Source organism: Synechococcus sp. UW105 (assembly GCF_900473935.1).
In the GTDB taxonomy this organism is placed as follows: Bacteria; Cyanobacteriota; Cyanobacteriia; order PCC-6307; family Cyanobiaceae; genus Synechococcus_C.
The window spans coordinates 1-25,794 of record NZ_UCNN01000017.1; the positions used below are offsets into that span (position 1 = coordinate 1).

Here is a 25,794-nt window from a genome sequence, read left to right on the forward strand (position 1 = left end):
ACGCCCTGAAACCTTTTCTGCCCCAAGAAGCTCAACAACAAATCGAAGGCGTCGACAAGGTCGCCAAAGCATTCACCGCAACAGGCCAAGCCCTTCAGCACTTTGGTTTTGATGAAGATGAAGGCTTTGAGGGAGACGACCCAGCGTTCGAGGCAAGTACTGAGCGTCGTGCTGCAATCTTTGCATCCACTCCAGAAACAATCTTGCCCCTTGATGCACAGTCGCTAGGAACAACTGCAGCCGTAGAGCATCAAGCCGACCCACTGCGTGATTCACTACTCGGCAGCACTGATACTGTCCAACTTGGCAGCCAGGAGGCATTGAATCAGTCCACGATTGCCCTGTGATGAACGTCTTGATGCCCTTACCAGCCCCGCTTTGAGCGGGGTTTTTTATTGTCTGCGCTCCAACAGGAAGTGGGCTGGGTCCCTGAACAGCCTCGTTGCTGCGCAACAACGGGGTGACCAAGATCACAGTAAAAAGGATCTGAGTCACACCTGACCACAACCAGTTCAGAGAGGGTGATTGCAGTTTCAACCTTTACCATGAACCGCGATCTCAACAACGCCGCCCTCCAGCAGATGATTGCCGTGATTGAGTCCGGCAGCCTCAACACTTTGGATATGCTGCGTTTAAGACAAGCCGCCTATTTGCATAGCATCGTTGCCGCAATGCTCAACGAGCAAGTGGAACGTCTGCCCGAAACCGCTGAGATCCATCACTAAGGCGAGATGGGGGCCTTACCAATCCGCGCTGTAAAGCTTCTCATAGGCTTCATAAACAGCGTCATTGTCAGGACCAGCCACCACCAGCATTGTGAGGCCTCGCTTCTTATCGCACTCAATCAGTGCGGCCACATACTCCACGGAGTGATTAGCCTTCACCTCCTTGAGTTTGGGATTGACATCCAGAACCCGCACGTTCTTATCAAACCCATGGATTTTCAGAGCCTTGGTGGCACCATCGATGCAGCTCTGAAGGCTTCCGTCATAGCTGAACTTGCTTGCATACACGAAGGGCGTGCGAGCAACAACGGGAGCTGCAGCAAGCAGCATCGCGCTGGCAACCATCGGTGCCATTCGGACCAGCCGTGATGTTTTCATTCTGATCACCTATCTGCGCCGAAGTTATCACCAGTGGCATCAGTGTGGTGCGCTCGTCAACAAAAAACCCCGCCGGAGCGGGGCGAATGGCTAACGACCTGGATCAGGTACGACGTTTCAGAAAGACCGTTGATAGTGCACGCCGCGGTAGGTGAGACCTGCTGAAGCAGCTTGGGCATCAGCCTGGCGGGCTTGATAAGAAGCATGGCGATAGACGAGGGCGACAGTCGGCTTGACGACTGCGACGGACTGACGCGTGTAGACATTGCCCATGTAGGTGAGCTGCATGGTGGTTCTCCGAGTTAGCTCAGACCCCCGTTCCTTGGTCTGAAACGAACTGCGCTCTGTGAAACACAGAGTGAACGTGTCGCGACGCATTCAGATGAATGCCTCACATTCCATAAATAGCGAAAGTGTCGCTCCCTCTGGCGTTCAGTGCGCTACAGACCCATCAATTCCGATCATTGCGGTATGCCCCAGCCTCCTCCGCCTGGAGTCGCAATCGTCAGACAATCACCTTCCTCCAATTGAAGCTGCACACAACCGGGCAAGTGCTCCCTGGACCCATCGGCGCGTTCGAGCTGATTGCTCCCACAGAGTCCATCCCCTCCACCCGCAAGCCCGAACGGCGAGACGAAACGACTACCGGACAGCAGTCCCACCGTCATGGGTGCAAGGAAACGTAAACGGCGTTCCAGCCCATCTCCCCCGGGCCATCGACCCGCGCCACCACTGCCCTTGCGGCGAGCGAAGCGCTCCACGCGAACAGGAAAGCGCTGTTCAAGCACCTCGGGATCCGTCAGCCGGGAATTGGTCATATGACATTGCAGACCCGATGCACCAGCAAAGCCTTCTCCTGCCCCGCTGCCTCCGGCGATGGTCTCGTAATACTGAAAGTGCTGGTTGCCGAAGCTGAGATTGTTCATGGTGCCTTGGGAGGCAGCCATTACTCCCAGGGCAGCAAACAGCAGATTGCAGAGTGCCTGGGAGGTCTCCACATTGCCGCCGACGACAGCCGCAGGAGCTTTCGGATTCAACAGCGATCCAAACGGCACCGTGAGTGTGAGGGGGCGAAAGCAGCCAGCATTCAGAGGGATGGGTTCCTGCACAAGACAGCGCATCACGTAGAGCACTGCCGCCTTCGTTACCGCCAGCGGAGCATGAAAGTTGTGGTCTGCCTGCGGCGAACTACCGCTGAAATCGAGATGGGCTCGCCGCCGCGTCTGATCCACCCGGACCTCAAGCTGCAGGCAAGCACCGTTGTCGAGCTTCACCTCAAAGCACTGGTCGGATAGACGAGAGAGCAGCGTTTCCACCGCCTCCGCAGCGTGCTGCTGCACATAATCCATGTAACCAGCCACCCTCTTGTGGCCCTCTCGGGCGACAAGAGCCTCGAGCAAGTCCACCCCAAGTCGATTGGCAGCGACCTGGGCCTGGAGGTCAGCAAGAAGGACATCAGGGCAGCGCGGAGGCAACCGCTCGGCTGCAAGGCGCGTCGTCCAGGCCTCGCGATCAAGACGTCCTTGCCGCACCAGAGGCCAGTGACGCAAGCACAACCCCTCGTCCTCAATGCATCGACTGAAGGGAGGCATCGAGCCGGGGGTCAGACCACCCACATCAGCATGGTGGCCCCTACTAGCCACGAAGAAGAGCGGTTCACTTCCCCCTGCGAACACAGGTGTGATCGCAGTGATATCTGGCAGATGGGTGCCTCCATGGAAAGGGTCATTGCTGATCACCACATCACCTGGCTGCAGCGGCGGGGCCTTGCCGGCCGCCACCTCAGTGAGCAAATCAACCACCGCCTCCCCCATCGACCCCAAGTGCACTGGGATGTGGGGAGCATTGGCCACCAAGGCACCAGCACCATCAAACAAGGCACAGGAGAAGTCGAGCCGTTCGCGGATATTCACAGACCGACTGGTCTGCCGCAGCCGCTCCCCCATCCGTTCGGCGATCACCATGAAGCGATGGTGAAACAAGCTGAGGTCCACTGGATCCACAGCCTCATCGGCACCCCCACCAGCCAAAGCCTCAGCTGCCTGAGGCACCAGATCGGAACCTGCTGAGGCTGAATCGCTCCCCGCTTTCACACCCCGACCACTGATCACAAGGTCTTCAAGAATGAGATCGCCATGACAGGCGCAGCGTGCCCTCCAACCGGGGTCCAGCACAATGCACCCGGTGGCCTCAAGGATCAGGGCAGGGCCAACCAAGTGCTGACCCTCGTGCAGCTGCTCACGACGCCACAACGGGACAGAACACCAGCCACGTCCAGGGCAGTGCATCGAGACGAGCTCAGATCGGTCGCCTGAAGCCAACACGGACGGGGTTGCCTCGGCACCAGACCCACGAACCGACGGCATGGCCAACAGAGGTGGCGCCACCACCTCCACCTCAAACCGCTCCACCACAAGAGGGACCTGGCGCTGGGGGAGAAAACCGAAACGCTGCTGATGCAGCCTGGCAAAGGCTCCTTCTAGATCGGTGATCGTTGGCAAGGCCAGGAGATTGGCCTCGCCTGGATCGGCAATCTCAACCATCAACCCCTGCTCGGAGGCTGGATCACGCAACTCCAACGACACTTTCCGTTCCAGGAGACCGCCCTGTGCGTCGCCATCGGAAAGCAACTGCTGCTCTGCCAGCTCCAAAGCCGCACGCAGCTGCTCCGCTAACGGAAGCAGTTGCTTCTCCTGCAATGGCTGGCGCACGGCACCCTGTCGCCACTGCCGCTGACGCGCCTGTCCCATGCCGTAAGCCGACAGCACGCCTGCCAGAGGATGCAGCAACACCTGCCGAAGGCCGAGAGCGCGAGCCACACGGCAAGCCAGTTGACCAGCGGCTCCGCCATAGGCCACCAACACACCACCACGGATGTCATGGCCACGACAGAGCGACACCTGCTCAATCGCAGCCGCCATGGTTTCCACCGCAAGATCGAGGGCCCCTTCCGCCAACTGCTCAGGGGTGCAGGCAAGGGCCTCGGCAAGCGCAGCAAAGCGTTGCTGCACCACCTCCCCATCGGGCAGCTGGTTGCCGGTGTCCCCAAACACAGCCGGGAAACCCTGCACCTGCAGTCGTCCCAGCAGCATGTTCGCGTCTGTGATCGTGAGCGGACCGCCGCGGCGGTAACAGGCAGGCCCCGGATCAGCACCGGCCGAACGGGGACCGACGGTGAGGCGATCACCATGCCGATCAATCATCGACCCTCCCCCCGAGGCCACCGTGTGAATCGGCAGCCTTGGCGCCAAAAGCGTCAACCCAGCCACCTCCGTTTCAGCGCTGCGCTCCCAAGCACTGTCCGAGGAACCGGCCGGGAGACAAAACACGTCCGTACTGGTGCCGCCCATATCGAAGCCCACCAGCGGCTGGGTCGCGAAACCCGCCCTACGCGCCACCGCCACCGCTCCCACCATTCCACCAGCTGGACCAGACAAAATCGTGTCCTTGGCCTGGAGGTGCCCTGGTGCCTGCAGGGCACCGCTGGAGGTCATCACCCGTAACTGAGTCCGGTGACCGAGCGCCTGCTGCACCTGTTGCAGATAGCCAAAGAGGCATGGCGCCACCGTCGCCTCCACCAGCGTGGTCTGCCCGCGCGGCACCAACCTCGGCAACGGACACACCCGATGAGAACAGACAACGGTGGTGAAACCGATCCGCCGAGCAAGGGCCTCCAAACGTTGTTCATGCTCTGGATAGCGCCAGGCATGCAACAGAGCGATGGCACAACAGCGCAATCCCTGACGGTGGTGATGACGCAGTCGCTCCTCAAGCGCATCATCAAGCTGCAACGGAATCACCTCCGCACCATCGGCATCAAGCCGCCCGTTCACCGCCTCCACCGCCACCGCAAGAAAGGGCGGTTCCTCGAGTTCGAGAGCGAAAAGATCCACTCGGTGCTGATCACCGATGCGCAATAGATCCTCCAGGCCAGCATTGGTCAGCAAAAGGACAGGATCCCCAGCTCCCTCCAGCAGGGCATTGGTCGCGACAGTCGTGCCCAGCCTCAGTTCCCCGATGGAGGACTCCGGCTCCGCAGACAGCTCCTCCTCTAGCAGCATCTCCTGCATGGCCTGCACTGCGGGATCTCCTGATTTCCACGGCTGCTCCGAGAGCACTTTTCGGACCACCAGACGTCCGTCCGGAGCCATCCCGACCAGGTCCGTAAAGGTACCGCCGCGATCAACCCAGAAGCGCCAGTCCGTCAAGGTGCCGTTATCGCAACCCAAGAGCGGCATCATCAACCCAAAGCCGAACCCGCGGATGACGCAGTAACCAGCTTGCCGGCAAGGAGGGGTTGCAACCGTTGGCAAACACGCGCCGGAGAATCTCAGTTTTCGTCGCACCTGTGACGATCAGATGTAGCTCCTGCGCAGCGAGAATCTCTGCGATACCCAGAGTGATCGCCCGAGCCGGCACCTGATCAGACACTCCACCAAAGGCCGCTGCGTTCTGCTCACGGGTGGCAGCGCAGAGCTGAACGCAGCGGCAGGGTGCATCGGCACCGCAGGGGGGTTCATTGAAGCCAATATGACCATTACCACCGAGGCCTAACAGCTGCAGTCCGATGCCACCGGCCCTCTGCAGCTCCTGGCTGTAACGCCTTGCTTCCAGATCAGGCTGGGCCGCTGCACCATCGGGCAGATGCAGTTGCTCGGGAAGCAATCCCAGCGGGTCTGCCAGCCTCTGCTTCATGTAGAAGGCAAAGCTGTTGGCATGCGTGCTGGAAAGACCGACATATTCATCGAGATTGAAACTGAGCCAGCCGCTACGGAGCCGCTCCAAGTCAGAGCCGCTCCATTGCTGCAGGCGCCGCACCAAGGCCGCATAGAACAATTCCATCGTGCGTCCGGTGGCCAGGCCCAACGGACGGGGGGCCACCGTGTTCAACCGCTTGCGTAGCTGCCCTTCCCAGTCATCAACGATGGCGTCCATCAGCGCGGCTGGATCGGCTCGCTGTGAGACAACAATCGTGTGCGGAAGTTGCTGGAGATCCAACGATGAGAACTATCAACTGCTCCAGGCTGGCCTGAGTGGGGCGATCCATGCCATCGCCGGGTCATCAGCAGGCAAGAACGGTCGGATCGTGACACCGCGGTAATAGTGCTGGAGAATCTGGCGGAAGTCAGCGCCCTGCTCCGCCAGGCCACGGGCTCCCCACTGACTCATGCCGACGCCGTGGCCGAAGCCGCGACCGCGAACCGCCAGCACTCTCTTGGTACCACCACCTCTAGTCACAAGGGGAGAGAGCTCCAGTGGCGGGGGTGGCGGCGGCATCACCCCAGGCCGAGCAGCGGAGGAGGTCGCAGGCAAGGAGGCAGGTCCCTTGGACTCGACATCAACAGATCCAGTCGCCGAATCCCGCCACACGCCGATCAAAACAGCCCTGTCGCGCATCCGGCTTGTGGTGGGTGCGGGCACTGCAGCCGCCGTCGAGGGGAGGGGGCTTGTAGCGGGCACGGCCGCGACGGGCGCTTGAGCCAGCCAGTTAAAACTGACCATCGTGCTTTTGAGACCGAGGCGCTGACGCAACTCCCGGCCCGTGATTTCAAGCGCGCCTCGAGGACCGCGCACACGCACTGCGCGCAGTCGGCCGGTCGAGCTGGTCTGCAAGACCTCCAGCCTCTGCAACCCCCCGGTTTCCCGAAAGGCCTTCTTGAGCTGACGGGTATCAAAGCGCTGCTCCCAGCGATGCACCGGGCTGTTTTGATCGTGATCACGCACGCTCACTAGATAGGGCAGCTGGTTGCGCCACACCTCACCACTGGGCTCGGTCGCACCGCCGGAGCTGCTGTGAAAGACGGCGCTGATCAGCTTGCCGCCATGCACCATGACTAAGGAGCGGGTGCTGTCAACCGCCTCGCGGGTGCGGGGCGTCGCCGATTCCAACCCTTGATACACCTGACTAGCCACAGTCGCTTTCAAGTCAAAGCTGCCGTTGCGCCCGCGCTGACGCAGGGCATAAGTGCGAGCAGCAACCGCCTGAGCCTGCAGCGCGGCCATCGGCCAGTCCTGGGGCATTTCACTGCCCACGACACTGGCCAGATAACTCTCGATGCCGAGATGGTTGACCACCTGGATCCGACCCTCTCGTGACGCCAGACGCAGTTCACCGCTATAGCGACGCTGACCGAGCCAGATGCCGCGCGGATCTCTGCTGTGGATCGTCAATCTGGCTGTGCGAGGAAGGCTCCGACGTCCCAGCTCAGGAGACTCGATCAGCCATTGTCCGTGGCTGCTTTTAATCAGAAGACGGGACAGTTGCAGCGGCTCCCCACCCAGTCCTGACAGCTCCAAGCGCTGTCGACCGTCGGCGCGCAGGCGCAAGGTGCTCGCCTCCGCGACCAACACCCGCATCTGGGGTTGCCGAGCAGCAATCTCAACAGCTGCTGCTGGCACCATGGCCGGCAGCAACGGTTGCAACAACAGAGCGGCAACGGGTCCGAACAGAAGGGAAGGGAAGGGCCTCACCACGCGATCCGATCGGCAGGGCAGCTCAGTGTGCCCCCCTCTGCCCCGTTCATCCAGGGTGCTGCATGGCAAATTTGATGCTTGCCCGCCCCAGACCGTGCAGGTCACTTTCCTCGGCACCAGTTCCGGCGTTCCCACCCGGGCCAGAAACGTTTCAGCTGTGGCACTGCGATTACCGCAGCGGTCGGAACTCTGGCTGTTCGATTGTGGAGAAGGCACACAACATCAATTTCTGCGCAGCGAGCTGCGCCTTTCCCAACTGCGAAGGGTGTTCGTCACCCATATGCATGGCGACCATGTCTTCGGCCTGCCTGGCCTGCTGGCCAGCCTCGGCCTAGCCGGCAACAGTTCGGGAGTGGATCTCTATGGTCCTGAGGCGCTGGAGGACTATCTGCAGGGAGTTCTGCGGACAAGCTCCACCCGAATCGGCTATCCGATCACTGTGCATCGAGTGAAAGAGGCCGCCCAGCAAGGGAGGCTGGTACTGGAAGACGACGACATCATTGTGCGGGCCACTCCCCTCACCCATCGGGTTCCCGCCTACGCCTACCGGATCGACCAAAAACCGCGCACAGGACGATTCGACATCGACAAAGCCCGTGCCCTAAATATCCCGCCTGGACCTGTCTATGCCCAACTCAAGCAGGGGCGAACCGTCACCCTGGAGGATGGCCGCCGCATCGACGGTCGGGAACTATGCGGACCAGACCGGCCTGGGGTAAGCATTGTGTACTGCACAGACACAGTGTTTTGCGAGGCGGCTGTGGAGCTAGCCCGCGGCGCCGATCTGCTGATCCATGAAGCAACCTTCTCCCACGCCGAAGCGGAGATGGCCTTCCAGCGCCAACACTCCACCAGCACCATGGCGGCTCAAACCGCAGCGGAAGCTGGGGTCAAGCAGCTGGCTCTCACCCACCTCAGCCCCCGGTATGCGCCGGGCAATGCCGTCACCCCCGATGACCTGCTGCATGAGGCACAGGCGATCTTCCCCAACACGCTCCTCGCCAAGGACTTCCTCACCCTGGACATCCACCCGGCTGAGTGAGCGGAACCACAAGCCATCCTCCCGGCTGCAACAGTTCATGAGCACGCTCCAGGAACATCACCAAGGGACCATCACCGCGTGATACAAGAACTTGGTGCGGTGTATCCGTCAGATTCTGGTGTCCTTCATGGTCTCTCCCTTCCATTCCCTGCGACGGTCCCTGAGCCGACTGCTGCTCGTGCTGCCTGCGCTGGTCGCTCTCGCCTTCAGCTCCCCCGCTCTTGCTGCCCAGTGGGATGCCCAGACCCTCACCGTTCCCGCTGACACCAGCGGCGCTGAGGTGACTTTCTCCGAGCAGGAGATCAAAACTGGCCGCAAGGTGTTCAACACCAGCTGTGGCACCTGCCATGCCGGTGGTATTACCAAGACCAACCACAACGTGGGACTCGACCCTGAGACCCTTGCGCTGGCAACTCCAGCGCGCGACAGCATTGAAGGCCTGGTGGATTACATCAACGATCCAACCTCCTACGACGGCGAATACAGCATTGCTGACGTCCACCCCAGCATGCGCAGCCGCGAGCTCTATCCAGCAATGCGTGATCTCACCGATGAAGACCTCCGCCTGATGGCTGGCTACATCCTTGTGGCACCAAAGGTGCTTGGCAAAGAATGGGGCGGCGGAAAGATCTACTTCTGATCTCTCAACCAGCTCTCAATTAAAAAGCCGCCCCAAAGGGCGGCTTTTTCATGACTGGGAACCCGGTGCTGTATTCGCCGGTTCAAAGGAACGGGGATGGCGGCTATACCACCATTCCTGGAGCGCAGAGCTGAAACGGATCGAGAACAGCGTCAGCACCGTGGCCGTGGGTCTTGAGCCAGGTTGCAACAACTCGACGGCATAGGAGGGGCATCGACGCGCCGCCAGATCAGGCACAAAGCGCCGTCCGACCCTTCTCCAACTGGGCTCCTTGCTTCGCCAGACGAGACGGCAGCAGGGCCACGGCAGCTCCTCCCGATCGAAAAGGCGGCAGCAGGGTCCAATGACCCGAAAGCTGTATTGACCACCAGGACTGGTGTGAACACTGCCGTGTTCCATCAGTGCATCGACTTCAGGCCTGGAGGAGGCAGAAGCAGCGGCTGACGCTGCAGGCATGGGAGATCCTGATCGTGGGTTCACGATGCCATCAAAAAGCCACCCCTGGGGGTGGCGGATGGACAGTCCATCAAAGCGACGGAGGACTGCATACGAGATTCAGGACCCTGAGGTCGAACTCAATAGAGCTCTTCTTCAGCGTGGGTCTTGATGGTGCAATCTGACGTGGGATACGCCACACAGGTCAGAACGAAGCCAGCTTCAATCTGGTCGTCGTCCAGGAAGCTCTGGTCGGACTGGTCGACAGTGCCAGAGGTGATCTTGCCAGCGCAGGTGGAGCAGGCGCCTGCACGACAGGAATAGGGCAGATCGATGCCCTGCTCTTCAGCGGCGTCGAGGATGTACTGATCGTCGGGCACTTCGATGGTCTTGTTCAGACCTTCGCTCTCAGCGACCAGAGTGACCTTGTAGGAAGCCATGGATGGATGGAGTGCGCACTGACCTGAAAAACAGGCATGCAGGACCAAACCCTTCTACATCGGACTGGGGCACTCTCAGTCTTTTAGGACAAGCTTTCCGGGCAAGGCCAATCAAAGCCCATGCACTGATAAGGCAGGCTTATGCAGATTCGACCCTGCTGATCTCCATCAATCCCCAGCTTCCCTGGGAACGAAGCGCCACAACAGTCCATCCCAGTTCTTCCAGCACGCTGGTGAGCCGCGGAGCCTGTTCTACAAGCAAACCACTGAGGAGGCCGCGCCCTCCCGGGGCCAACACCGAGGTGAAATGAGGCGCCAGGGCTTCGATCACAGGCGCCAGGATGTTGCAGAGCAACAGCTGGGATTGAACACCTGCGTGCATCAGAGCCAATGTCTCGACCGAGCCTTGGCGCACCATCAGATGGTCTTCATCGAGCCCATTCAGACTGGCGTTATCCCTTGTAGAGCGTTCGGCGAGAGAATCAGTGTCTGCCGCTAACACCCGTTCGGCGCCTAGGGCCAAGGCCGCCAGCCCAAGGACACCGCTGCCGCATCCGAGATCGGCCACCTGCAAGCCCTGAGGGGGAGAGGCTTCCAAGGCCTCGAGGCAAAGCCGAGTGGTGGGATGACTGCCAGTACCAAAAGCGCTGCCTGGATCCATCCGCAACACCAGACGATCGGCATGTTCCGGAGGCAGCTCAAGCCAGGCAGGCAGGATCAACAATCGATCTCCGACGGGATCGGCCTGCCAATGCTGTTTCCAGGTGAGGCTCCAATCCTCATCATCCAGTTGCTTCCATTCCACCCTGGGCAAGCTCAGGCCGAACGTGGTCGCCAACGGCCGAAGACTATCGATCAGCTCTGTGCGCTGATCTTCAGGCCATTCTGGCTCCGGCAACCAAGCGAAAAGGGTGCGCTGGTGTGGCGTTTCCGGTGCATGCTGCACCGCCACGCGATGCAGCCCAAGACTCTCCATCTTCCAGAGAAGCGACTCCTCAAGTTCGGGCTGAAGTGGCAGGGAAAAACGCCACCAACGAAGGGAGGTCGATGTCATGGCAAAGGAGGTTGAACAACAAACCGTCAGAGGGTGACGGGATGTGCTTCCTGGATGCCGTTGATGGCACTGATGGTGGCCAGCAGGCTCGGTGGGATTGGGTCATCAATGCTGAGAACCATCACCGCGTCACCTCGGACGATGCGACGTCCCACCTGCATTGAAGCGATATTGACGTTGTGCTCACCCAGAACGGATCCAAGCTGGCCAATAATCCCGGGCATGTCGCGATGCCGGGTGAACAACATGTGCCGACTGGGCGGCACATTCACTGGAAATTCATCGATGGTGGTGACACGCAGCTCACCATCGGCAAACACCGCACCAGTGACACTGTGCCCCCCCTGGGAGCCACGGGTGGTGAGCTGGAGCGAGCCCCCTGCGAAGTCACGACTGGACTCGTCTTTCACCTCCAGCACGTGGATGCCGCGGGCCTTGGCCTCAAGCAGAGCATTGACGTAGTTGATGCGCTCGCCAAGGGCACTGGAGAGCAGACCTTTAAGAGCAGCCACAACCAAGGGCTGGGATGGATACTCCGAGAAGTCACCCTGGAGCCTGACCTCCAGTTCCTCCACCTGCCCCCCGGACAACTGGCTAACAAGGAGGCCCAGTGTTTCGGCCAACTGCAAATGGGGCTTGAGACGCTCCATGATCTCGGCACTGAGACCGGGGATGTTCACCGCACTGCGTGCCGGAAGACCGAGGAGCACATCGCGGATCTGCTCGGCCACGTCGGTGGCGACATTTTCTTGGGCTTCCTCAGTGGACGCACCAAGATGGGGTGTCAGCACCAGACCACGCTCAACGCTGCGCAGCGGTGAATCAGCCGCGAGTGGTTCAGTCGCAAACACATCCACACCGGCTCCTGCGATCACACCGTTCTCGATCGCCTCGGCCAAGGCACTTTCATCAATGATTCCGCCACGGGCACAGTTCACGAGGCGAGCGGTGGATTTCATGCTTCGAAGCAGCTCCGCATTCACCAGGTTTTCGGTGTCTGGGGTTCGCGGGATATGCAGCGTCACGTAATCAGCGCTGCTGAACAGATCAGCCAACTGCGTCAGACGCACCTGCATCTGCTGAGCTCGCTCACTGGACACGAAGGGGTCATAAGCGATCACATCCATGCCCATTGACTTGGCCACCTTCGCCACATGGGAGCCGATCTTGCCGAGACCCACAACGCCGAGCACTTTTTTATAGAGCTCGTTTCCGACGTACTTTTTCCGATCCCAGGCCCCTTGACGCATCGATGCGTGAGCCTGGGGCACATGGCGAGACAACGAGAGCAGTAACGCCAGGGCATGCTCAGCTGCAGCGATCGTGTTCCCCTCAGGGGAATTGACCACGAGCACCCCACGCTGGGTCGCGGCCGGCACATCAACGTTGTCAACGCCCACTCCGGCGCGACCAACGATGCGCAGGCGATCGGCCGCTGCGATCACATCGGCGGTGACCTGCGTGCCCGAGCGAATCATCAGAGCGTCGTACTCGCCAATGATTCCCTTCAGCTCTTCTGGGCTGAGACCAGTGCGTTGATCAACCTGAGCCACCTGGCTCAGGATGTCTATGCCGGCCTGATCAATGGGATCGGAAACCAGAACTTTTGTCATCAACCGGCGAAAGACTGCCTCAAACCACTTTAAAGACAGGCCAGCAGGCCAGAATTAAACGCTCTCAGGAAATCACCCATGCCCGTCTGCGTGCTGGTGCTGAAGGAACAAGTCGCTGCGGCATCCCTGCAGGAGAAGCTGAGGGCCAACGGAGTCCCCCTGCAGCGCTGCCTGCTGGTTCCGCCTGCGGATCGCACGGAACAAGGGACGCCAATCGATTCTGTTGATCTGCTCACACCTCGCCTGGCGCGACAGCGACGCCAACGGTCCATGGCCCGATGGCTACTGCCATTCGGCTTCATGGCAGGCCTCACCTTCACCCAGATCACGAACCTCGAAACCTTTTCCAGTCTTGGTCCCTGGGGACAACCCGTGATTGGCGGACTGCTGGGGATGGGTGCAGGCCTGATGGGCAGTTACTCAGCCGCGGCGAGCGTGCCTTCTGAGAATGAGGACGGAGTTCGCATCCTGCGCAACCGGCATGAGGAGAACCGGTGGTTGTTGTTGCTTGAGACACCCACTGGGATCGAGCCGCCATGGCAGCTGCTACAGAGCTCCCGACCACTCCAGGTGGTGCGCCTCAACGATCTGTGATGCTGCCCAAACAAGAGCTGCTTGAAGGCTGCAGGGACCCGCAGGGCATCAAGACGCTGCTGGAGCTTTCAGAAACCGTGCTTCGCACCTGGCAACCTCTCTGGTCTCCTTTTCTCTCCGCCCCCTTGAGGGAGGAGGCAGTGGGACGGCTTCTCGAGCTCGCAGAACTCCAGGTGCACAGCGATGGCGGACGCCAGGGCGCTGAACGCCAGCGCCTGCTGATCAGTCGGCGCTGTGAGGTCAATGACGTGCTGGAACGCCATCCCCTTCCTGTGATGGGGCTGGAGGTGGAAGGCAACTTCCTGTTTGATCCATTGGAACCGGAAGACATGCGTACCGCTATCGCCTCCCTAGGGATTTCAGACGGGGAGATCGGCGACATCTGGATTCGTGGCGATCGTGGTGCCCAGGCCCTCTGCACACCCGAGGCTGCCGCTGCGCTGAACGGAAAGACAAGTCACGTCAGGGAGGTAGAGATTCAGATGGAGCAGCGAGGGGTTGAGATGCTGCAACTCCCTTCAATCCGTACGACCAAACGGTTCACCAGCGTTGAGGCCTCTTGCCGCTTGGACGCGATCGCTTCAGCGGGATTCGGCATCTCCCGCGCCAGGGTGTTGCAGCAGATCCGCAGCGGCCGCCTGCGTCTCAATTGGCAAGCGGTGCGGCTGGCTAGTAAAAGTCTCAGCAGCGGCGACCGTTTGCAGCTTCAGGACCGCGGCAGCCTAGAAGTGCTGTCTCTAGAGCTCACGAAACGGGACCGCTGGAGGGTCACCATGGAGAGAAGCTGAATGCCATATGTCAGCCGTGCAGATCATGGCCGGCTGCTACATTCTTCAGCGCACCAGGGTGTGCAGACCGCTTTCACATCAATGTGAAATGTGCGGGCGATTAGCTCAGGGGTAGAGCACTACATTGACATTGTAGGAGTCACTGGTTCAAATCCAGTATCGCCCATTTCTCTTGCAGGGACAGGAGTTCTCCATGACAGCCAGCGTGGTCGTCGGGATTGGACGATCCGGGATGGGAGCGGCGCGTCTGCTCCAGGCCCAGGGACACACCGTGACTGTGCTGGACAGCAAGAACGACAAGACCCAGCAGGCGTCCGCCAAGGCGCTACGGCAACTTGGCATTGAAGTGCACCTTGGCTGCCCTCTTCACCCTGATCCATTCGATCCCTTGGCCGATCGTCTGGACCAAGTTGTGATCAGTCCCGGGATCGCCTGGGACCACCCAGCCATGACCCAATTGCGCCGGAAGGGCATCAATGTGTGTGGCGAAATGGCCGTTGCCTGGGATGCTCTTCGTCATATCCCCTGGATTGGCATCACCGGAACCAACGGCAAAACCACCGTGACCCATCTGCTTCAGCATGTGCTCAATGAGGCAGGCCTCCAGGCTCCGATGGCAGGGAATGTGGGACATTCCGCCGCCGAACTTGCACTGCAGTGCATGAACACCAAGCAGCATCAGCCCGACTGGGTGGTGATGGAAATGAGCAGCTACCAGATCGAGGCCGCTGAGCAGGTAGCACCCAGGATTGGCATCTGGACCACCCTCACCCCTGACCATCTCGAGCGACACGGAACGCTTGAGGCCTATCGAGCCATCAAACGTGGATTGCTAGTCCGCTCCGAACATGCAGTCCTGAATGGAGACGACCCCGATCTGCGCAAGCATCAGCACGCATGGACTGACGCCACCTGGGTCAGCACCAGACCATGTCCAACCATGCCGTGCTCGCTGTGGATCGATTCGGAGCACTGGGTGCGTACCACCGCCGACCGCCTGTTCCCTGCTGAAGCCCTGTCATTACCAGGCGCTCACAATCGCCAAAACATGCTGCTGGTCACCGCCGCAGCCCTGAAGACCGGCCTAACCGCGGCGGCGATAGAAGCGGGTCTGCGCAGTTTTTCTGGAGTACCCCATCGCCTTGAACCACTAGGGCTCCTGAAAGGCATGGAGGTCTTCAATGACAGCAAAGCCACCAATTACGACGCAGCCGCCGTCGGCCTTCGTGCTGTAGCCAGTCCCACGGTGGTTCTTGCGGGTGGACAGACCAAACAAGGTGATGCTTCCGAATGGCTCGACCTGCTGAAGCAACGGGCTTGTGATGTCGTGCTGTTCGGCGATGGCGCCGAGGAATTGAAAAGGCTGATCAACGCCTGCGGATTCGCTGGTGGCGTGTGGATGGAGAACGATCTTGAGGCCGCCCTTCCAACAGCAATCCACTGCGGTGCAGCGCACACTGCCCACTCGCTTCTGCTCTCGCCAGCATGCGCCAGTTTTGATCAGTACAAAGACTTTGAAGCCCGAGGCGAAGACTTCCGCCGCCTAGTCAAAGCAGCGCAGAAACCCTGAACATTGCGATCAGAGCGCAGCGAGTGCCGCACGAGTCTTCAAAAAAACCATTCACCAGGCAGTCAATCCTTCTATTTCAACAACATTTTCTAGGCAGGTATAGACCCGGCAATCCCACAGACCAACCGCAAGCACAAGACAGCAATCAACCCACACAAATAGGGGGCGACAGAGAAGAGACCTCCCGTTGCGATCATTGAATTCAGATACACATAGGCCTATGATCTTCCGTCTCAATCGCTTCACTCAACAACAGCCAGAGGATTAGTGCCTGACCAGACGCGTAATGGATACGATGAGGCTCAGGCCTCGACCAATCGTTCTGAGGTCAATCAGGGCAAGCAATCGCGATTGAGGCAATCGCCGCAATGGCAGCGTCGACGACCACGAGACCACCAGAGCGAATGGAGTTTGCCGCTCAACTGTAGTGACCCAAAAGAAGCAAGAAGAGAACGAGCATGACCATCAACAGCAGCAACCCCAGAAAGACAGACAGAGAGCTGTTGCCGGCACCGTCATTTTGACAGTGCCTTGATCAGCGTTCCTCAACATCGAAGCGATAGCAGAGGCGCTCTCGCTGTACCGCAAGCCGCCAAAGCAGGCACATCATTAGGAAGAGAAGGAATCGGGATAAAAAACCCGTGTTGCCCAACAAGGCCAAACCGCTGCGTGTCACTGCTATACAAAACGGGCAGAACTCTGCTGCCTTGTCCAGTATGTGATCGCTTTCATTCGAAAGCCCACGCGAATATGGCCCAAACGCTGGCCATAGCAAGGGCATCCCAATAGCCTCAACTCACAAGAATCATTGCTATGACTGATATTTCATACTGGCTAATGAAAAGCGAGCCAGATGTCTATGGAATCCACGACCTAAAACGCGAACAGACCACTCTTTGGGATGGCATTCGCAACTACCAGGCTCGCAACTTCATGCGCACCATGGCAATCGGTGATCGCGTTTTTTTCTATCATTCCAATTGCAAACCTCCAGGAATTGTCGGCCTGATGGAGGTCTGCGAACTTAACGTGGTAGATCCTACCCAATTTGATAGCAGTTCGAAGTATCACGATGCTGCATCAAAACAAGACTCTCCACGCTGGGACTGCGTTCGGCTCCGCTATCTCGGAGAATTCAAGACGATGCTCAGCCTGGATGCCCTCAAGGAGACCTACAACCCTGAAGAACTCACTGTCGTCAGAAGGGGCAACAGGTTGTCGATCCTGCCAGTGAGCTCTGCGATTGCAACCGATCTACTCAAGCGTCTCGGTCCTCTCCAATAAGAGATAGGCCGTCATGTCTCCGGAACGCCTTCCGCTCAGCACAGTTCTGCCGCGCGCCTGGATTGGCTTCTGCAGCTCACCCTGGCCCTGTATCGGCCTGGCTGCTTTAGCTCTGAGTAGCGCCTTCGCCCTGGGAAGCCTGGCCCAGGAGCTTCACACCAGTGAAGATGCCTGGGTCCGACACCTGGGAGACCTGTTCTGGGTGCTCTCCATGCTGGCTCCCCTTGTGCCGCTTCTCGCACTTCTTCAACTCGCCGACAAGCTGCTACCTGGCTCAGGCCCTGACGAACGGGACCAAGCGCAGACCAGGGAGCGCATGCCCTGGCTGATGCGTCAATCCATCGCACTCGTGTTGATTGAAGCCTTGATCTTGTTTGGCGGCATCACGGCGATTCGCAGTGTTTCTCTCAGCCTGATCACACACAGCGGAGTCCTCGCAGCATTCAGTGCGCTGATTGGCAGCGTTGCTCTGATCGCATGGACCTTCGAACAGTGCTTGGCCCTGCCCCTACTGATTCATCACGGCTATCGACCACTGGCAGCGATGGAACACAGCCGCAAACTTGTGCAGCAGAACCGGCTGAAGGTTTTGGCTCTCGTCGGCCTGATCTTGGGTATCAATCTGGTTGGGCTGATGGGGGCCTGCCTGGGCCTGATTCTCAGCCTCCCGTTCAGCGCCCTCATTCTGATGGCCAGCTGCCGAACTCAAGCGCCCTGGAGCAAGGACTGGCGACGAAACATATTGCCCACGTAGAGACGGGTGATCTCGCGAGATTCCACTCCGTTCTGGACCAGAAAGCCAGCGAGAGCGGCCTGAATCAATCGGTACTGGTCCCAATTGGGGTAACGCTCGATGAAGCTGGTCATGGCCTGCTGCAGAGGCTCCGGCAGCTCAGCATGGAAGCTCACCATTGCGTCAGTGACCTCATCCACCAAAGCGGCGGAAGCCCGAGTTTCCATGCAAGGAAGAATGGCCTGTTCCTGATCCACTGACTGCACGTGCTGCATCCTGAAGCCCTCGAACGCTAACCAGTTCTCCACATTCGTCAGCCAACGTCAAGGACGCCCGAACACGAGAGTCGCATCCAATCTCCGGATAAGACACAAGGCCCAGACTCCTTTCAGGGCAAGCGATGCAAAATCTGCATGAAACCCTGAACCGACCAGGCAGCCGTCAAGGCCTAGACCCCACGACCAGCGCTTTTCCACAGAACGGCCCCAGGAGAACGATCCAGGCCGCAAGCGTGTGGAAAACCTGTGAAAGGTCGTCGTGAATTCCGGGAAAAATCAAACAAAGTGCTATCGATCAGCCCTGCTTATTCCCGGATGTGTCCCAGGCCGTTCTCATCGCAGCCACAAAGGCCTGGGCAGCCGGTGCAGGCCAATGCCCCTCAACGCCACGGCCGGTCCATCCCCCCTCAAGCACGACACGCAGACCCCAGCTCTCCCTGCTGCCTTCAAGACATCCCCACCAGGGCTCAAGCTCCATCTCCAGCTCGATGGACTCTTCAGACATCAACTGGGATTGAAGTGCTTGATACTGATCGGTGAGTTCACACAGCAGTGCCATCAGCACCTGACTCTCCTTCTGCGTGAGCTCAAACGCCCATCCTTCTCCACCAATCAAGGCAGGGAAATCAGCACGGGATAGATCCCGGGCCAAGCGCCAGCCGGGCCCCTCCTGCTGAATCATCCAGGCAGCAGGTCGGGCTGATCCTGCTCATCGCTGAGCTCAACAATGGCTCTCTGCACGGGCTTGACACTGGATTCCTCAAGCAGTCCGTCGAAATCATCAAAACGACGCTGCTTTGCACGGAATGCGATCCGGACGGTCGTGAGATAACGGTTGCTGGACTGACGAATCAGACTTTCACCGCGCTTGGCCAGATCCTGGGAATCCACACCGGCACTGATCACGTTTGTCCACGCAAGGATTCCCCATCCTAGGTGAGGAGGTCACTATGAAACGGCACATGCATTGGGTACGTGCGCTGAAGGCTGCCTGGCACCTTCAAAACAATCTGACGTCCAAGCCCCATGGCCGCGAGTGGACGGCGCAGCAGAGCCAGGAGAGCGCTGACCTCCTCCAAGTGGCGGGCATCCACGCACTCCACCCGGATACTCCCCCAGCTACGGGACAACTTGCAGTCACGCAAGGGTTCCAACTGAGCCTCCAGTTGGGGTTCCTCCCGATAGAAGGACCACACGAGCCGCTGCAAGCGATCCATTCAGATTCCCCGTAACCTCTTCCTCTCACCAACCTGCCAATGGCGGTGGACCAGGCCCCTACGGACGAACAAAACCTTCAGGTTTCCGAAAACGCAGGCACCCTTGCCATCGACCTTGGGAGCACCACCACGGTGGTCGCGTTCCAAGGACCACAGACTCCTGAGCCAAAACTCTTGGAGCTCGAGGCGATCACCCGTTCCCCAGGCCAGGTGCCGAGCCTGATCTGGGCACAAAGCCAGGAAGACCCGAGTCCCCTAGTCGGACGCCAGGTCCTGGATGCCGGCCTTGGAGACAGTGATGCCCCCCAACTGCTGCGTGATTTCAAACGGGCGATTGGGGCACCAGCACCTCTCGATTCCCACCAGACCTGCCTGAGCGCAGAGGCAGCGGCGGAATCACTGTTATTGCAAATCTGGAAACGGCTACCGACTGATCTGCACATCAAGCGTCTCGTGCTGACGGCGCCAGTGGAGCACTACCGGGGCTATCGCCAATGGCTTCTCCAGGCCAGTCAAGCCCTCCCCATCGACGAGGTGGCCCTGGTGGACGAACCCACCGCAGCAGCTCTTGGGGCCGGCCTCGCGCCAGGCAGCCGACTGCTCGTGGTGGACATGGGTGGCAGCACCATCGACCTTTCCATCGTGGCTCTGGAGGGAGGAGAAGGGCGGGCAGCCCCTCTCGCCCAGTTGCTTCGTTTCGGGGGCCAGAGTCTTGACAACAGTCGCCAGACCCTCCGCTGCGCTCGGGTACTGGGGAAAGCAGGTCTTCAGCTTGGGGGGCGAGATCTCGACCACTGGATCGTGGAGTATCTCCAGCCATCTGCGGATCCAACCAGCATCAGCAAGCCCACGCCAGCGGTTCTGAACGCCGCTGAACGGCTGAAATGCCGCCTGAGTGACCCAACACTGGCAGACAGAACCGTACTCACGGAATTCGCGGCAGCCGACGACGGCTCACAGCACGAGTTGCGCCTCAGCCGCCATCAGCTAGAGACCTTGCTTGTGGAACGAGGCGTTCTCGAGGTCCTCGATGATCTTCTGGAGCAAACGCTCGCCGGAGCCCGTCAGCATTCGTGCCAACTCGAAGATCTGCAGGGCGTCCTACCCGTGGGTGGCGGTGCCCAGCTACCTCTGCTTCGCGATTGGCTCAGCAAGCGCACCCGACCGGTACCTCTGCTGAGCGCGCCCCCTGTGGAGGCAGTGGCCAAAGGCGCCCTCAGCCTGACGCCTGGGGTTCGTGTGCGCGATGTGCTGCAACGGGGGGTGTCTCTGCGCTGCTGGGACCGACGCAGCGGGACCCATCACTGGCACCCACTGTTTGTCGCCGGACAGACCTGGCCATCCGAATCTCCTCTCACACTTGTGCTTGCGGCCGGTCAGGACAATCAGAGCAATATCGAGCTGGTGCTCGGAGAGCCCGACAACCATGCACGCCATGACGTGGTGTTCGTGAACGGATTACCCACTGTTCAGGAGCACCAGGGCACGCCCGAAGTCAACGCCTGGGATCAGCCCGTCAGCAGCATCGAGCTGGATGAGCCTGGATCTCCCGGTCAAGACTGCTTGAAACTGCACTTCCGTCTCAATGATGGTGCCGATCTGCTGATGGACGGAGAAGACCTCCGCACCGGGGCAGCCATTGAACCGAGAAAGCTGGGACGCGTGCGCTGAACATCGCTGACCTGTGGATCAGGGCGGTGGACCGTCCGTCCACCGCAACGTGAGAAGCGGTGGACATCTCCATAGAAAGAAGTGATCTCTCGCCTCCACCTCCTTGGCGCTCCGACGCCACCGGCTCCCGCGCTACTGGCTTGGGCTCACCCTGGGCGGAGTGGCCATGCTCTGCGGCGTGGCGTACTGGTGGGAACGTCAGCTCCCCGCACGCCTGTCCAATGCGCTCCTTGAGGGCGACAACATGGCCTGCTTGCGTTACAGCGAACAGCTTGCAGCCCTGCGCTGGCTGGGTCAGCGAGTCCCTGAGGAGCAAGCCCTATGCCGAAGACGTGCCGCTCAAGAAGCTTGGGAAACAGGGCGCCAGGCCGAAGCTCTCCAGCTCCAAGAACAGCTGGTCAATTCCGCTGTCGGCTCCGATGAGAACCAACGTACCGATCGTCAGCGCCTAACGCGCTGGCGCAAGCACCTGCAACGCACAGCACTGGAGGCATTCCGGGATGGTGACATCGAGGCGGCCCTTGAGCTGCTGGCACCGATGGAAACCAGCATCCGCTCCAGAGGCGACCGACTGAGCGACAGCCTGCGCGAGACCTGGAACCGCAATCAACTCGACCACCAACGCCTTGCTGATCTGGTGGAGAGCCAACGCTGGTGGGAAGCTCTCGCAGTTCTCAACAGACTGGATCACCCCTGGTGGCAGAGCCGATCAGAACCCTTACGAGCAAAGGTCGAAGCAGCGATCGATGCGCTCAAAGACCTTGAGGAGCACCACAACCATGGCGACCTTCCTGCCCACAGCGTGTCCCAAGCGGATCTGGACCGTGCCGTGAAAGCAAGAATCGCGGAAGGACTCGAGCCCTGGCAGGCATTCCAGGCTGGCTGCAGTGATGTGGGCGGTCATGTTGAAGAAGAAGGCCCAGAAAGTCTTTGCAAGAGGAACAGACCCTAAGGGCGTGGCACGCATGACAAAATGCCGCCAGGAACGCCATGGCTCATGCAACCCGGAGACAAAGTTGTCGTGTCAGCCAACGTTGTGGTCTTCAACCACCCTCAGCACAGGGGGGAGGCCTTTGACATGCAGGGCAGTAGCGGTGAAGTGGTCAGCGTTCTGAATGAATGGAAAGGCCGGCCGATCAGCCCGACCTTGCCTGTGATCGTCGCCTTCGGTCGCTACAAGGCCCATTTCCGCAGCGATGAGCTCAGCTTCGCTGACTGAGGCCATCAAAGAGCGACAGATCTGCGCTGAGAAAATGATCGCTTGGATAGTGCATGCCTTTGTGTCATCACTGCACGTCATTGCTCACGACGCAAATACACACCCTCTTCACCATCCAGATCCTGAAGGCGCAGCTCGATGGTTTCGCTCCGTCGTGTAGGCACGTGACGGCCGCAAAAATCAGGCTGAATGGGTAGCTCGCGGTGACCACGGTCCACCATCACCAACAGCATGACTCGGCGGGGGCGCCCCCACGCCTGAATCGCCTCCAGAGCAGCACGGATGGTGCGACCCGTGAAAATCACGTCGTCAACCAGCAGCACATCCCGCCCCTCCACGCTGATCGGTAGATCAGTGGCCTGCACCATGCGTGTGCCAACACGCTGCAGATCATCCCGGTGGAAGGTGGGATCAAGCGTTCCCTGGGCCAGCGGGTACCCACTCATCGTCTCAAGCTGCTTGGCGAGCACACGGGCAAGCTGGACCCCTCGGGTGGGTATGCCCAGCAGTAACAACGCTTCGCTGTTCTCAACGGTTTCCAGCACTTGGCTGGACAGACGCTGCAGCGTCCGCGTCAGATCCTGGGCAGAGAGGAGTTCAATCCGCTCGGATCCTGCAGGAGCAGTCATGACTCTGTCGCCGAGGCCACTCAGTTTATGAGCGTTGGCGTGAGCAAAACCTGACCGACCCGAGAGCAGCCATCGCGATCGGGTCCTCTGGAGGTAACTTGAATATGGAGAAGCTCTTAAGAACGAATAGCCGCGGAGTGAGCGTGACGATTAGCAGTGATAAAGCCATCAATCGCACCATCCCAGTCGCGCCGGTGGTCCTGGCCATTCTCGACGGCTGGGGACATCGGGAGACAGAGACCCATAACGCCATCCGTAGCGCTGAAACGCCTGTGATGGATGCGCTCTGGCATGCCTATCCGCACAGTCTGATTCAAGCCAGCGGAGCTCACGTGGGCCTTCCTGCCAACCAGATGGGCAATTCCGAGGTGGGGCATCTCACGATCGGGGCAGGCCGGATCATCCGCCAAGAGTTGGTTCGCATCACGGAAACGGTCCGCAATGGTGAACTGAGCCAGACCCCTGCCCTGGCCCAGCTGGCTGAGTCGCTGCGCAGCAGCGGTGGCACGCTCCATCTGCTGGGGCTTTGCTCCGACGGCGGGGTCCACAGCCATGTGGATCACCTCTGTGGCCTCTTGCAATGGGCAGCGGACGCGGGCATCAGCCGGGTCGCCATTCATGCGATCACCGATGGCCGCGACACGCCCACCGAAAGCGCCCCCCGTTATATCCAGCAGGTACGCAAAGCGATCCAAAGCAGCGGCATTGGCGAGATCGCCAGCCTTTGTGGTCGTTATTGGGCCATGGATCGCGACCACCGTTGGGAACGGACCGCCAAGGCCTACACCTTGTTCACCGACCCGGCGGTCGACATCAGCGACACCGATGTGGAGGCCGCCCTGGCCGCCAGCTATGCAGAAGGTATTACCGATGAATTCCTCGAACCTGTTCGGCTAAGCGACACCTTCCTGCGTGATGGCGATGGGCTGGTGATGTTCAACTTCCGCCCAGACCGTGCTCGCCAGCTGGTCCAAGCCCTCACAGTCCCATCCTTCGAAGGGTTCGAACGAGCCAATCAACCAAAATTGGAGGTGGTGACCTTCACCCAGTACGAAGCCGGGCTCCCAGTTGCCGTGGCCTTCCCCCCTGAATCCCTTGACCATCTCCTCGGACAGGTGGTTGCTGAACATGGTCTCAAGCAATACCGGACGGCAGAAACTGAGAAATATCCCCATGTGACCTATTTCCTGAACGGAGGCATCGAACAGCCTCTAGAGGGAGAAGAACGCCATTTGGTGCCGTCACCTCGGGTCGCCACCTATGACGAAGCTCCTGCCATGTCGGCTGACATCCTCACCAACAGCTGCATTGCAGCGATCGAGAAGGGTGAATACTCGTTGGTGGTGATCAACTACGCCAATCCCGACATGGTCGGCCACACGGGCGTGATGACAGCAGCCACAGAAGCCATACAAACGGTTGATCACTGCATCGGCCGCCTGCTTGATGCGGTGGGTCGCATGGGAGGAACCCTGCTGATCACTGCCGATCACGGCAATGCAGAGCTCATGCAGGGCCCTGACGGTCAGGCCTGGACCGCACACACCACGAACCCGGTGCCCGTCATTCTGGTGGAAGGCGAGAAGCGCAAGGTCGCAGGGATGGGCAATTCGATCAATCTCCGCGACGACGGCGGCCTGGCCGATATCGCGCCAACTCTGCTCCAGCTGCTAGAGCTTCCAAAGCCGGAAGCCATGTCAGGATCCAGCCTGATCGAAGCGGTCGAAGCCGGGTCTGCCTTCAGTGCCAGACTTCCCCAACCGGTCTAATTCATCACCCCTATTTCTGTAGATATGCTCACTTCCATTCTCTCCTGGGTCTGGATAGGCAGTGGACTCATTCTCATCCTTCTGGTGTTACTGCACAGTCCCAAAGGCGATGGCATGGGTGGTCTTGCCGCTAGCGGCAGTTCAATGTTTACGAGTGCAAGTAGCGCAGAATCCACGCTCAACCGCATCACATGGACCTGCCTTGCAATTTTTCTAACTCTGGCCGTGATCCTCAGCGCGGGCTGGCTCAGCTAGGCGCTCAATTCATTCATGCATCCACGGGTATAAAGCAAAAGCAATCAATCCGTCACTGAACCAGGCAAGGATCGCAGGCATGGCCTTATACCCCTAGGGAATATTTGCAGAATTGCTGGGAATACTCTAAATCTTTTTCAACCTCCAGAGGAGAGCAGACACTACACCCGCAGCAATCGGGAAAACCGTATTCATCATTTTTCAGGAGCCTGCAAGGCAGACCATTCTTCCCCTATACGGAGGGATCCTATTCTTCCAAGGGTGGAGATTAGATCCAATTCTTCAGTTTGGACAATTCCTAATAGCCATTGAGATCTTGCTTACATCAGCCAGCTCTATGATTACTGACTACCAGAAGTGACGAGCTCGCACTGGTCGAGCGAAGGCAGCTTTACCAGTGAAAATGCAACCAACCGATCTCAAGGAGTAAGCCTATTTAGATTGACTGGGCTCCTGCAATCCTGACCGGATAAATGCAACGGACTTCTGCACTCTCTCGATTTCATAGTCCGTCTTGACCTTCTGCTTCTCCAACACCTCCACCCTCTTGAGGAGGTCTTCAAGCAACTTGTTCTGGAGGGATTCGACCTGAACCTGCCTCTTTTTGGCATCCGGCACTGGAACAGACGAGGCAACACCGTCCAGCACTCCACCACCTGTTTCCAGATAGACCTCTGCCAACCTCTCCAGCACCTTTGTGTATTGCTTTCCCTGTTGCTTACAGAGACCTCTAAACCGGTTCAGGGTGTCCGGAGAGAAGTTGGCAGCAAAGGCACCTGGCCTTGACATAGAAGGACAAAGGTATTGATCCAACTATATCGGTGTTGTAGAAGCTAGGGGCCTCATTTTCACCCCCTCCGGACCCCACCTCCATCAATTCTTTGATGAGGATTGCTCCTGGGAGCCGCTGAAGCGACAGGCCAATACCCTCCCTTTTTGAGGACATCCCCAATCCACGGACACCTTCCCTTCTCCTGGACTGAGGC

The 25,794-nt window shown here is 59.3% G+C and carries 29 protein-coding genes, 1 tRNA gene and 1 pseudogene; 16 read left to right on the forward strand and 15 right to left on the reverse strand.

Annotated features, from left to right (window positions below):
• Together DXY16_RS14710 and DXY16_RS06370 are read left to right on the forward strand one after the other, a co-directional pair.
• The coding region (locus tag DXY16_RS14710; RefSeq protein WP_170953875.1) for a hypothetical protein at positions 1 to 347 on the forward strand (347 nt) is incomplete at its 5' end.
• Positions 348 to 545: 198 nt separating this feature from the next.
• Positions 546 to 725: a hypothetical protein gene (locus DXY16_RS06370; RefSeq protein ID WP_115120448.1), complete on the forward strand. Its 180-nt coding sequence runs from the start codon at positions 546 to 548 to the stop codon at positions 723 to 725.
• Between the two features lie 15 nt (positions 726 to 740).
• Here the strand turns inward: DXY16_RS06370 and DXY16_RS06375 are convergent, their stop codons facing one another.
• The 5 genes from DXY16_RS06375 to DXY16_RS06395 all read right to left on the reverse strand — a co-directional run bounded on the left by DXY16_RS06375 (position 741) and on the right by DXY16_RS06395 (position 7,505).
• Positions 741 to 1,079 (reverse strand): hypothetical protein, encoded by a 339-nt coding sequence (locus DXY16_RS06375; RefSeq protein ID WP_115120449.1) that lies wholly within the window; start codon positions 1,077 to 1,079, stop codon positions 741 to 743.
• A gap of 141 nt (positions 1,080 to 1,220) precedes the next feature.
• Entirely contained in the window at positions 1,221 to 1,481 is a 261-nt protein-coding gene (locus tag DXY16_RS06380) for a DUF4278 domain-containing protein (protein WP_115120450.1), read from the reverse strand.
• An 83-nt stretch (positions 1,482 to 1,564) separates the two neighbouring features.
• Positions 1,565 to 5,344 carry a hydantoinase B/oxoprolinase family protein gene (locus tag DXY16_RS06385; RefSeq protein ID WP_244281582.1) on the reverse strand — a complete coding sequence of 1,260 codons (3,780 nt, stop codon included), beginning with the start codon at positions 5,342 to 5,344 and terminating at the stop codon, positions 1,565 to 1,567.
• Positions 5,319 to 6,038 (reverse strand): glucosamine-6-phosphate deaminase, encoded by a 720-nt coding sequence (locus tag DXY16_RS06390; RefSeq protein WP_115120536.1) that lies wholly within the window; start codon positions 6,036 to 6,038, stop codon positions 5,319 to 5,321. Before DXY16_RS06390 ends, DXY16_RS06385 begins: the two co-directional genes overlap by 26 nt.
• 75 nt (positions 6,039 to 6,113) lie before the next feature.
• Positions 6,114 to 7,505 carry a SpoIID/LytB domain-containing protein gene (locus DXY16_RS06395; RefSeq protein WP_115120537.1) on the reverse strand — a complete coding sequence of 464 codons (1,392 nt, stop codon included), beginning with the start codon at positions 7,503 to 7,505 and terminating at the stop codon, positions 6,114 to 6,116.
• A gap of 166 nt (positions 7,506 to 7,671) precedes the next feature.
• On the opposite strand from DXY16_RS06395, the gene DXY16_RS06400 reads away from it, so the two are divergent.
• Both DXY16_RS06400 and psbV read left to right on the forward strand, forming a co-directional pair.
• Complete coding sequence (locus DXY16_RS06400) at positions 7,672 to 8,619, forward strand: ribonuclease Z (protein ID WP_115120451.1); 948 nt, start codon at positions 7,672 to 7,674, stop codon at positions 8,617 to 8,619.
• Between the two features lie 127 nt (positions 8,620 to 8,746).
• Entirely contained in the window at positions 8,747 to 9,259 is a 513-nt protein-coding gene (gene psbV, locus DXY16_RS06405; RefSeq protein ID WP_244281583.1) for a photosystem II cytochrome c-550, read from the forward strand.
• A 48-nt stretch (positions 9,260 to 9,307) separates the two neighbouring features.
• Here psbV and DXY16_RS06410 read toward each other — a convergent pair whose 3' ends face one another.
• The 4 genes from DXY16_RS06410 to serA form a co-directional block, all read right to left on the reverse strand.
• The gene (locus DXY16_RS06410) at positions 9,308 to 9,715 is read right to left on the reverse strand and encodes a hypothetical protein (protein ID WP_170953876.1); all 408 of its coding nucleotides are present in this window, start codon (positions 9,713 to 9,715) and stop codon (positions 9,308 to 9,310) included.
• 119 nt (positions 9,716 to 9,834) lie between these two features.
• The gene (locus DXY16_RS06415) at positions 9,835 to 10,134 is read right to left on the reverse strand and encodes a ferredoxin (protein WP_115019479.1); all 300 of its coding nucleotides are present in this window, start codon (positions 10,132 to 10,134) and stop codon (positions 9,835 to 9,837) included.
• 139 nt (positions 10,135 to 10,273) lie between these two features.
• The gene (prmA, locus tag DXY16_RS06420; RefSeq protein ID WP_115120453.1) at positions 10,274 to 11,188 is read right to left on the reverse strand and encodes a 50S ribosomal protein L11 methyltransferase; all 915 of its coding nucleotides are present in this window, start codon (positions 11,186 to 11,188) and stop codon (positions 10,274 to 10,276) included.
• 26 nt (positions 11,189 to 11,214) lie between these two features.
• On the reverse strand, positions 11,215 to 12,801 hold the full coding sequence (serA, locus tag DXY16_RS06425) for a phosphoglycerate dehydrogenase (RefSeq protein WP_115019482.1): 1,587 nt from the start codon (positions 12,799 to 12,801) through the stop codon (positions 11,215 to 11,217).
• A 78-nt stretch (positions 12,802 to 12,879) separates the two neighbouring features.
• Here serA and DXY16_RS06430 point away from each other — a divergent pair, with 78 nt between their 5' ends.
• From DXY16_RS06430 to DXY16_RS06455, 6 genes are all read left to right on the forward strand, one after another.
• A complete protein-coding gene (locus DXY16_RS06430) occupies positions 12,880 to 13,395 on the forward strand; it encodes a hypothetical protein (protein ID WP_115120454.1) in 516 nt (171 codons plus the stop codon).
• Positions 13,338 to 14,183, forward strand: coding sequence for a photosystem II S4 domain protein (locus DXY16_RS06435; protein ID WP_244281584.1), 846 nt, complete (start codon positions 13,338 to 13,340; stop codon positions 14,181 to 14,183). The genes DXY16_RS06430 and DXY16_RS06435 overlap by 58 nt, the downstream gene beginning before the upstream one ends.
• Before the next feature lie 94 nt (positions 14,184 to 14,277).
• Positions 14,278 to 14,349, forward strand: a tRNA-Val gene (locus DXY16_RS06440).
• Positions 14,350 to 14,376: 27 nt separating this feature from the next.
• Positions 14,377 to 15,753 (forward strand): UDP-N-acetylmuramoyl-L-alanine--D-glutamate ligase, encoded by a 1,377-nt coding sequence (gene murD, locus DXY16_RS06445; protein WP_115120539.1) that lies wholly within the window; start codon positions 14,377 to 14,379, stop codon positions 15,751 to 15,753.
• 837 nt (positions 15,754 to 16,590) lie between these two features.
• Positions 16,591 to 17,037, forward strand: a complete 447-nt coding sequence (locus DXY16_RS06450; RefSeq protein ID WP_371410875.1) for an EVE domain-containing protein — start codon at positions 16,591 to 16,593, stop codon at positions 17,035 to 17,037.
• A 13-nt stretch (positions 17,038 to 17,050) separates the two neighbouring features.
• A complete protein-coding gene (locus DXY16_RS06455) occupies positions 17,051 to 17,791 on the forward strand; it encodes a hypothetical protein (RefSeq protein ID WP_115120457.1) in 741 nt (246 codons plus the stop codon).
• Here DXY16_RS06455 and DXY16_RS06460 read toward each other — a convergent pair.
• The 4 genes from DXY16_RS06460 to DXY16_RS06475 all read right to left on the reverse strand — a co-directional run bounded on the left by DXY16_RS06460 (position 17,743) and on the right by DXY16_RS06475 (position 19,265).
• Entirely contained in the window at positions 17,743 to 17,997 is a 255-nt protein-coding gene (locus tag DXY16_RS06460; RefSeq protein ID WP_115120540.1) for a DUF2811 domain-containing protein, read from the reverse strand. The genes DXY16_RS06455 and DXY16_RS06460 overlap by 49 nt on opposite strands.
• Positions 17,998 to 18,343: 346 nt before the next feature.
• Entirely contained in the window at positions 18,344 to 18,730 is a 387-nt protein-coding gene (locus DXY16_RS06465; protein ID WP_115120458.1) for a DUF1818 family protein, read from the reverse strand.
• A complete protein-coding gene (locus DXY16_RS06470; RefSeq protein WP_043692626.1) occupies positions 18,727 to 18,954 on the reverse strand; it encodes a DNA-directed RNA polymerase subunit omega in 228 nt (75 codons plus the stop codon). Before DXY16_RS06470 ends, DXY16_RS06465 begins: the two co-directional genes overlap by 4 nt.
• A gap of 26 nt (positions 18,955 to 18,980) precedes the next feature.
• Positions 18,981 to 19,265, reverse strand: a complete 285-nt coding sequence (locus DXY16_RS06475; protein WP_115019491.1) for a hypothetical protein — start codon at positions 19,263 to 19,265, stop codon at positions 18,981 to 18,983.
• A gap of 39 nt (positions 19,266 to 19,304) precedes the next feature.
• Here DXY16_RS06475 and DXY16_RS06480 point away from each other — a divergent pair, with 39 nt between their 5' ends.
• From DXY16_RS06480 to DXY16_RS06490, 3 genes are all read left to right on the forward strand, one after another.
• Positions 19,305 to 20,936, forward strand: coding sequence for an Hsp70 family protein (locus DXY16_RS06480; RefSeq protein ID WP_115120459.1), 1,632 nt, complete (start codon positions 19,305 to 19,307; stop codon positions 20,934 to 20,936).
• A 103-nt stretch (positions 20,937 to 21,039) separates the two neighbouring features.
• Positions 21,040 to 21,888, forward strand: coding sequence for a hypothetical protein (locus tag DXY16_RS06485; RefSeq protein ID WP_115120460.1), 849 nt, complete (start codon positions 21,040 to 21,042; stop codon positions 21,886 to 21,888).
• A 45-nt stretch (positions 21,889 to 21,933) separates the two neighbouring features.
• Positions 21,934 to 22,155: a ferredoxin-thioredoxin reductase variable chain gene (locus DXY16_RS06490; RefSeq protein WP_115120461.1), complete on the forward strand. Its 222-nt coding sequence runs from the start codon at positions 21,934 to 21,936 to the stop codon at positions 22,153 to 22,155.
• Between the two features lie 77 nt (positions 22,156 to 22,232).
• On the opposite strand, the gene pyrR is transcribed toward DXY16_RS06490, so the two are convergent.
• Entirely contained in the window at positions 22,233 to 22,784 is a 552-nt protein-coding gene (gene pyrR / locus DXY16_RS06495) for a bifunctional pyr operon transcriptional regulator/uracil phosphoribosyltransferase PyrR (RefSeq protein WP_115120462.1), read from the reverse strand.
• 104 nt (positions 22,785 to 22,888) lie between these two features.
• On the opposite strand from pyrR, the gene gpmI reads away from it, so the two are divergent.
• The 3 genes and pseudogenes from gpmI to DXY16_RS15265 all read left to right on the forward strand — a co-directional run.
• Entirely contained in the window at positions 22,889 to 24,553 is a 1,665-nt protein-coding gene (gpmI, locus tag DXY16_RS06500) for a 2,3-bisphosphoglycerate-independent phosphoglycerate mutase (protein ID WP_115120463.1), read from the forward strand.
• A 24-nt stretch (positions 24,554 to 24,577) separates the two neighbouring features.
• Positions 24,578 to 24,808 carry a preprotein translocase subunit SecG gene (gene secG, locus DXY16_RS06505; protein WP_115120464.1) on the forward strand — a complete coding sequence of 77 codons (231 nt, stop codon included), beginning with the start codon at positions 24,578 to 24,580 and terminating at the stop codon, positions 24,806 to 24,808.
• Positions 24,809 to 25,040: 232 nt separating this feature from the next.
• Positions 25,041 to 25,169: pseudogene (locus tag DXY16_RS15265) on the forward strand (Ycf66 family protein); the annotation flags it as partial.
• A gap of 71 nt (positions 25,170 to 25,240) precedes the next feature.
• On the opposite strand, the gene DXY16_RS06515 reads toward DXY16_RS15265, so the two are convergent.
• The gene (locus DXY16_RS06515) at positions 25,241 to 25,597 is read right to left on the reverse strand and encodes a hypothetical protein (RefSeq protein WP_115120465.1); all 357 of its coding nucleotides are present in this window, start codon (positions 25,595 to 25,597) and stop codon (positions 25,241 to 25,243) included.
• Positions 25,598 to 25,794 lie beyond the last annotated feature (197 nt).